Source organism: Inquilinus limosus MP06 (assembly GCF_000767795.1).
Lineage (GTDB): Bacteria > Pseudomonadota > Alphaproteobacteria > DSM-16000 > Inquilinaceae > Inquilinus > Inquilinus limosus_E.
This window is the reverse complement of sequence record NZ_JANX01000343.1, coordinates 1-6,729: the sequence shown is the minus strand read 5'-3', so window position 1 is coordinate 6,729 and position 6,729 is coordinate 1. Positions and strand designations below refer to the sequence as shown.

Annotated in this window: 6 protein-coding genes; 1 reads left to right on the top strand and 5 read right to left on the bottom strand. The window is 69.8% G+C overall.

What is annotated here, in order from left to right:
• Positions 1-138 precede the first annotated feature (138 nt).
• The 5 genes from P409_RS22300 to P409_RS22280 form a co-directional block, all read right to left on the bottom strand.
• Entirely contained in the window at positions 139-1,542 is a 1,404-nt protein-coding gene (locus P409_RS22300; protein WP_202964765.1) for a DHA2 family efflux MFS transporter permease subunit, read from the bottom strand.
• 268 nt (positions 1,543-1,810) lie between these two features.
• Complete coding sequence (locus P409_RS22295) at positions 1,811-2,707, bottom strand: bifunctional 5,10-methylenetetrahydrofolate dehydrogenase/5,10-methenyltetrahydrofolate cyclohydrolase (RefSeq protein WP_034843831.1); 897 nt, start codon at positions 2,705-2,707, stop codon at positions 1,811-1,813.
• 107 nt (positions 2,708-2,814) lie between these two features.
• Positions 2,815-3,627 (bottom strand): carbohydrate ABC transporter permease, encoded by an 813-nt coding sequence (locus tag P409_RS22290; protein ID WP_202964764.1) that lies wholly within the window; start codon positions 3,625-3,627, stop codon positions 2,815-2,817.
• The gene (locus P409_RS22285; RefSeq protein ID WP_034843829.1) at positions 3,624-4,493 is read right to left on the bottom strand and encodes a carbohydrate ABC transporter permease; all 870 of its coding nucleotides are present in this window, start codon (positions 4,491-4,493) and stop codon (positions 3,624-3,626) included. The genes P409_RS22290 and P409_RS22285 overlap by 4 nt, the downstream gene beginning before the upstream one ends.
• 183 nt (positions 4,494-4,676) lie before the next feature.
• Positions 4,677-5,945: an ABC transporter substrate-binding protein gene (locus tag P409_RS22280; RefSeq protein WP_052121170.1), complete on the bottom strand. Its 1,269-nt coding sequence runs from the start codon at positions 5,943-5,945 to the stop codon at positions 4,677-4,679.
• 273 nt (positions 5,946-6,218) lie between these two features.
• On the opposite strand from P409_RS22280, the gene P409_RS22275 reads away from it, so the two are divergent.
• Positions 6,219-6,729: LacI family DNA-binding transcriptional regulator (locus P409_RS22275; protein WP_161790446.1), on the top strand; the 511-nt coding region annotated here is incomplete at its 3' end.

The following is a 6,729-nucleotide window of genomic DNA, read 5'->3' as shown; positions in this document are numbered from 1 at the left end:
GATCCCCGTCGCAGCCGCGGCAGCCTGACCTGCCGCGCAAGCCGCCCGCGCCGCCCCCGGCGCGGGACCGCCGGCCGGTGAAGGCGCCGGCACCGCCTCGTGGCAAGCCTCCGTCAAAAAACCCCGAAACGACCGTAGTCAGCGCCGGCGACGTTCGTGCCTGCTGACCTGTACCCCGTCCTCCGGCCGCAGGTAGAGGAAGCCGGGGATCGACAGCAGCGGGATCACCGCCAGTAGCAGGAACGCCTCATGGAAGCGCTCCGGCGCCAGCACATGGCTCTCGAAGCTGACCAGGCCGAGCAGCATCGCCGCCACGGAGACGCCGAAGCTGACGCTGAGCTGCTGCAGCACCCCGCCCAGGCTGGTGGCGCGGCTGAGCCGCTCCGCCGGCATGTCGGCATAGGACAGGGTGTTCGAGGTCATGAACTGCATCGACCGCAAGAGGCCGAACAGGAAGATGTAGGCCAGCAGCATCCAGTGCGGCGTGTCCGGCTCCATCAGCGAGAAGCCGGCGATGGCGACGGCGCCGAGGCCGGCGCTGATGATCAGCACCCGGTCGAAGCCGAGATGGCGCAGCATCGGCGACAGCAGCGGCCGGATCAGCAGCGCGCCGAGGCTGCTGACGAAGGTGAGCGACCCCGATACCACCGGGCTGAAGCCGAAGCCGACCTGCAGCATCAGCGGCAGCAGGAAGGGCACGCCGTTCAGCCCGACCCGGCACAGCCCGCCGGCCAGGGTGCCGACCCAGAAGGAGCGCAGCCGGAACAGCGTCATGTCGACCGCCGGGTTCGCCCGGCGGCGGGCATAGCGGCCGAAGGCCAGCAGCAACAGGGTGGCCGCGACCAGCACCGCCGCGATCGCCGGCGCCGGGATGGTCGGGCGGCCGATATTCTCCAGCCCGTATTGCAGCAGGGCGACGCCGGCCCCGACCATGAGGAAGCCCGGATAGTCGAAGGGCGTCACCGTCTCGCCCTTCACATCCTCGAAGAAGTGCAGCGCCGCCAGGATGCCGGCGCAGCCGAAGGGCACGTTGACGTAGAAGATCCAGCGCCACGACGTGTAGGTGGTGAGAAAGCCGCCCAGCAGCGGCCCGATCACCGGCCCGAGGATCGCCGGCAGGGTCATGTAGGTCATGGCCGTGACCAGCTGGGCGCGCGGGAAGCTGCGCAGCAGGATCAGCCGGCCGACCGGCGTCATCATGGCGCCGCCCAGCCCCTGCAGGGCCCGCATCGCCAGCAGCATGGCGAAGCTGTCGGCCATGCCGCACAGCGCCGAGCCGAGGGTGAAGATGCCGAGCGCCAGGGCGAAGATCCGACGCGCCCCGAAGCGGTCGGCGAACCAGCCGCTGACCGGGATGAACACGGCGAGCGTCAGGACATAGGTCGTCACCGCCAGGTTCAGCCGCAGCGGCGTGGTGTCCAGGCTGGCCGCCATGTCCGGGATGGCGGTGGTGATGATGGTGGAGTCGAGCTGCTCCATCAGGAAGGCGACGGCGACGATCATCGGGATGATCACGCGCAGCCGCGGATCCCGCTCCGTCACGAACTGGGGCTGGTCGGGGACTCGGTCCGATGCCGTCATATGTCGGGTTTAGACCCGCCACCGGCCGCGGACACCCAGCCTTCATGCGCCGCAGGGTTGCGGCCGCGGCATGAACCGGCCGCCGCACTTCGGAGCCGCTCGCGACCGTTTGAAAACGCGCTGGCGTGAGTCGGCTGGTGGTGGTTCGAGAACCGGAGCGCAGCGCACAACGGTGCGTGAGCACCGGAAGCGCAGAAACCGCCATCAGACGGCCGCGGCAGTAGCGTTTTCAGGCGGTCGCGGCGCCCAGCCTGGCCTCGTAATGGGCCTTCTGGCGGCGGGTGGCGACGATGGTGTTGCGCATCAGCACCGCAACCGTGACCGGCCCGACGCCGCCCGGCACCGGCGTGATCCAGCCCGCCACCGCGGCGACGCTGTCATAGTCGACATCGCCGACCACCCGGCTCTTGCCGTCATCGTCCAGCACCTCGTTGATGCCGATGTCGATCACCGCGGCGCCCGGCTTGATCATGTCGCCGGTGACCAGCTTCGGCTTGCCGACGGCGACGAACACGGCGTCCGCCCGGCGCGAATGCATCGAGACCGAGCGGGTCATGTGGTGGCAGACGGTGACGGTCGCCCCTTCCGACATCAAGAGGAAGGCGATCGGCTTGCCGACGATCTCGGAATGGCCGATCACCACCACCTCCAGCCCCGCCAGGGTCAGGCCGGTGCGCTTCAGCATCTCGACCGCCGCCAGGGCGGTGCAGGGCGCCAGCTCCAGCTCGTTGTAGACGATGTTGCCGATCGAGGCCGGGTTCATGCCCTCGACATCCTTGAGCGGATGGATCGCCGTCTGCATCGCCTTGATCGAGATGTGCTTCGGCACCGGGCGCTGCAGGATGATGCCGCTGACCTGCGGGTCGGCGTTCAGCGCGGCGATGGCGGCGCGCAGCTCCTCCTGCGTGATCCGCTCCGGCAGGCGCCGGGTCTCGAAGGCGATGCCGACGCCCTCGGCCGTGCGCCGCTGGTTGCGGACATAGACGTCGACCGCGCTCTCGTCGCCGACCGTGATCGACACCAGCTTCGGCGGCCAATGCGCCTCGCCCAGCGCCTGCACCTCCGCCGCCACCTCGGCCAGGATGGCATCCGCCACCGCCCGCCCGGTCAGGTCCCGCTCGCCCATCGTCCCGCTCCGTCGCACACCCGGGGCGCACACCCGGAATGCGCGGCTTTTGACCCCGGCGGGGCCGCAGCGTCAACCCGCGCGGACGGATGGCACCCCTGTCGCGATCATTTGGCCTGGTGGGCGAAGCCGCGCAGCAGGTGCTTCTGGATATAGCCCGCGACCAGCAGCACCGGCAGCGAGGACAGCAGGCCGATCGCCATCAGCCGGCCCCACAGCGTCTCGTCCTCGGTGATGAAGGTGGCGACGTAGAGCGGCAGGGTGAAGCGGCTGGGGCGCTGCAGGTACAGCAGCGCGAACAGGAACTCGTTCCAGCACAGGATCAGGGCGAAGATCAGCGTCGCCACCAGCCCCGGCAGGGCAAGCGGCAGCACGATGTGCCACAGCCGGCGCCAGAGGCCGGCGCCGTCGATCGCCGCCGCGGCCTCGATCTCGACCGGCACCTCGCGCACGAAGCCGAGCAGCATCCACAGGCAGAAGGGCAGGGTGTAGAGCTGGTAGACCAGCACCAGCCCGGACAGGGTGCCGAGCAGGCCGAGATCGAGCAGCAGCGCGTGCAGCGGCAGCGCCACCACGATCGGCGGCATCAGCTTGACCACCAGCACCAGCAGCAGGAACAGCACGTCCAGCCGCTTCGGGAAGCGGAACCGGGACAGGGCGTAGGCGGCGAGAAAGCCGGCGAACAGCGACAGCAGCGTGGCGCCGAAGGCGACGATCGCGGTGTTCTTCAGCCGCACCAGGAAGCCGTCGTCGAGCACGGCGCGGATATTGTCGAGGGTCGGGGCGGTCGGCAGGAAGCCGCGCCCGGCGATGGCCGGGTTCTCGAAGGCCGCGCCGATCATCCAGATCACCGGCAGCGCGAAGACCAGGACGAAGAGCGCGATGCCGGCATAGGCTGGGACCTGGCGCAGGCGCTTCACTTCGACGGGCCCCGCATCGCCTGGGCGGCGTAGACGGCGCAGAGGCCGCAGGCGATCGCCATCATCACCACCGAGGCGGCGGCGGCGAGGCCGACATCGAAGAATTTGAAGCCCTTCTGGTAGACATACATCGACATCGTCTCGGTGGCGTTGCCGGGGCCGCCGCCGGTCAGGGCGTAGACCTTGTCGAACAGCTTGAAGGTGTCGATCAGGCGCAGCAGCAGGGCCAGGAAGATCTGGCCGCGCACCAGCGGCAGCACGATCCGGGTCAGCAGCACCCAGGACCGGGCGCCGTCGGTCCGCGCCGCCTCCACGATCTCGGGCGGGATCGACTGCAGCCCGGCCAGGACGATCAGCGTCGTCATCGGCGTCCACTGCCAGGTGTCGACCAGCATCACCGACCACAGCGCCAGGCCGGGGTCGGACAGCCATTCCACCGGGGGCAGGCCGAGCCAGCCGAGCGCGCCGTTGAGCACCCCGACATCATGGTGGAACCAGGACCGCCAGATCGCCGAGCAGACCAGGGTCGACAGCATCATCGGATAGACCACGACCGACAGCACCGCGCCGCGGCCGCGGAATTCGCGGTTCAGCAGCAGGGCCAGGGCGGTGCCGAGCGCGACCTGAACCAGCGAGGCCACGACGGCGAATTTCACCGTGTTGCCGATGTCGACCCGGAAGAACCAGTCGCCGAACAGCGTGGCGTAGTTCTCGAAGCCGACCCAGCGCGCGGTGTCGGCGGCGTAGTCGATGTCCTGGAAGGAGTAGATCGCGACCTGGACAACGGGCGCGAGCGCGAACACGACCAGCAGCAGCGCGGCGGGAAGCAGGAGCAGGACGAGCTGCCGGCGGTCGGTGAAGAGCATGAAGGTCTGTACGGTCCGCTACGCTTCAGGATCCTCCCCCTCCCCTCGCGGGAGGGGGTTGGGGAGGGGGTGTCGATCAAGCTCTCAGGCCGGGCCTGTTCGAGGCGGCGCGAGCCCCCTCCCCTACCCCCTCCCGCGAGGGGAGGGGGAGAGTGAAACGGACAGGGCTGGCGGGAGCCGCCGTTACTTCTTCGCCAGCGCCGTGTCGATGTCGGCCGAGGCTTTCTTCAGGGCCTCCTCCGGCGTCACCTGGCCGACCAGGGCCAGCTGCAGGTAATCGCCGAGGATGGATTCGACCTGCGGCCACTGCTTGATCCGCGGCCGCGACACGCCGGCCTCGAGCGCCTTCAGCTGGTCCGGGTACCAGCGGTACTTGGCGACCAGGTCCTTGTCGGCATAGAGCGCGGTCAGCGTCGGCGGCAGGCCGAAGCGCAGCGCCAGCTCCTTCTGCATCTCCGGGCCGTTCAGGAAGGCCAGGAACTTCTGCGCGCCCTCGGCATTCGGCGCACCCGACGGCACCGCCACCTGCCAGATGCCCAGCATCGGTGCCGGGCCCTTGGCCTCGCCCGGGGCCGGGCCGATCGCGACCTTGCCGACCACCTTGGACTTGTCGGCCTCGTCCAGCGCCGGCACCCAGGCCGGCCAGACCTCGATCGCCATCGCGGCGCGGCCCTGCTGCAGCGCGTCGCGCACCTCGGTGGCGTTGTAGGTCTCGACCCCGGTCGGGGCATAGGCCTTCAGCGCCAGGAACTGCTGCAGCGCCTTGACCCCGGCCGGCGACGCCAGCGCCGCCTTGCCCGAGCCGTCGATGATCTCGCCGCCATGGGCCCAGAAGATCGGCAGGAAGCCGGTCACGATCGGGTTGCCCTTGGTGCCGCGGAACACCACGCCGGCGACATTCGGGTCCTTGGCCTTCAGCGTCTCCGCCGCCTTGACCACGTCGCTCCAGCTCTTCGGCGCGGCGAGGCCGGCGGCCTGGAACAGGTCGGTGCGCCAGGCGAACATCTCGACATTGCCGGCGAAGGGCAGCGCCACCACCTTGCCGTCCGTGCCCTTGGACAGGGCGGTCAGGCTGGGGATCACGCCCGACAGGTCGGCGGTCACCGGCTTCAGCCAGCCATTGGCGGTGAATTCCGGCATCCAGGTGTCGTCGGCGACGATCACGTCATAGGCGTCGGCGCCGCCGCGCAGCGACACCACCAGCTTCTCGTACAGGCTGGCGTAAGGCAGCTTCAGCAGCTCGACCTCGGTGTCCGGCGACACTTTCTTGTAGGCGTCGATCGCATAGGCCAGGGCGTCGCCATAGACGCCGTCGCGCCCGGCGATCACCAGCTCGTCCGCCTGCGCCGCCCCGGCCAGCAGCAGCGCCGCCAGGCCCGCCACGCCGGCGATGCCGGCCACTTTGCGGTGCGCTGCGCGAAGCACGGCGCGGCCGATCAACTTCGTCGTCATCTCCCAATCCCTCCCCAGTCCGCAGGATGGTCGGCGGCGCCCCGGATGGCGACAGCGTGAACACGTGTTCACGATCCATCAAATCCAATCATCGGCCGCACCGCTCTCCGGCGGCGGTTCTATCATGGTCCCGGACACCGCACGCTTTCAAGGAAATGAATGTTTCGTGACGGTCCGGTGACATCGCTTCCGGGCAAACGATTCCGCTTTACGACGCCTCGCCTTCATGAACACGTGTGCGCTAACCTGGGTCCGCAGGGATGGGAGCGCCGGTTGGGACGACGACAGCAGGACAGCGGCATGCGGCCGGTGACGGCCCAGGCGGTGGCGGACCGGGCCGGCGTGTCGCGCGCCACGGTCTCGCGCATCATGTCCGGCCAGGCCCGGGTGGCGGACGAGACCCGCGAGCGGGTGCTGGAGGCGGCCTCGGCCCTGGGCTACCAGGTCAACATGCTGGGCCGCGGCATGAACCGCCAGCGCTCCGACCTGGTCGGCATCGTCGTGCGCGGCGCCACCGACCCCTATCGCGCCGCGCTGTTCGAGGCGCTGCTGCGCGAGATCGACGCCCGCGGCCTGCAGTCGCTGGTCGCCGAGGTCGACGACGAGGCGGCGCTGGACCGCACCATCGCCCGCTTCCTGCAGTACCGGGTCAGCGGCGTGCTGGTGACCTCGGGCGCGCCGCCGATCGCCCTGGCCGAGCAATGCGCCCGGCTGGGCATCCCGGTGGTGGCGCTGAACCGCGCCGCGTCGATCCCCGGGGTCGACGCCGTGCTGTCGGACAACG

Excerpts from the sequence above, each read along its gene's own strand:
- P409_RS22280 (WP_052121170.1), bottom strand. The coding sequence starts at position 5,945 with ATGACGACGAAGTTGATCGGCCGCGCCGTGCTTCGCGCAGCGCACCGC.
- P409_RS22285 (WP_034843829.1), bottom strand. The coding sequence starts at position 4,493 with ATGCTCTTCACCGACCGCCGGCAGCTCGTCCTGCTCCTGCTTCCCGCC.
- P409_RS22295 (WP_034843831.1), bottom strand. The coding sequence starts at position 2,707 with ATGGGCGAGCGGGACCTGACCGGGCGGGCGGTGGCGGATGCCATCCTG.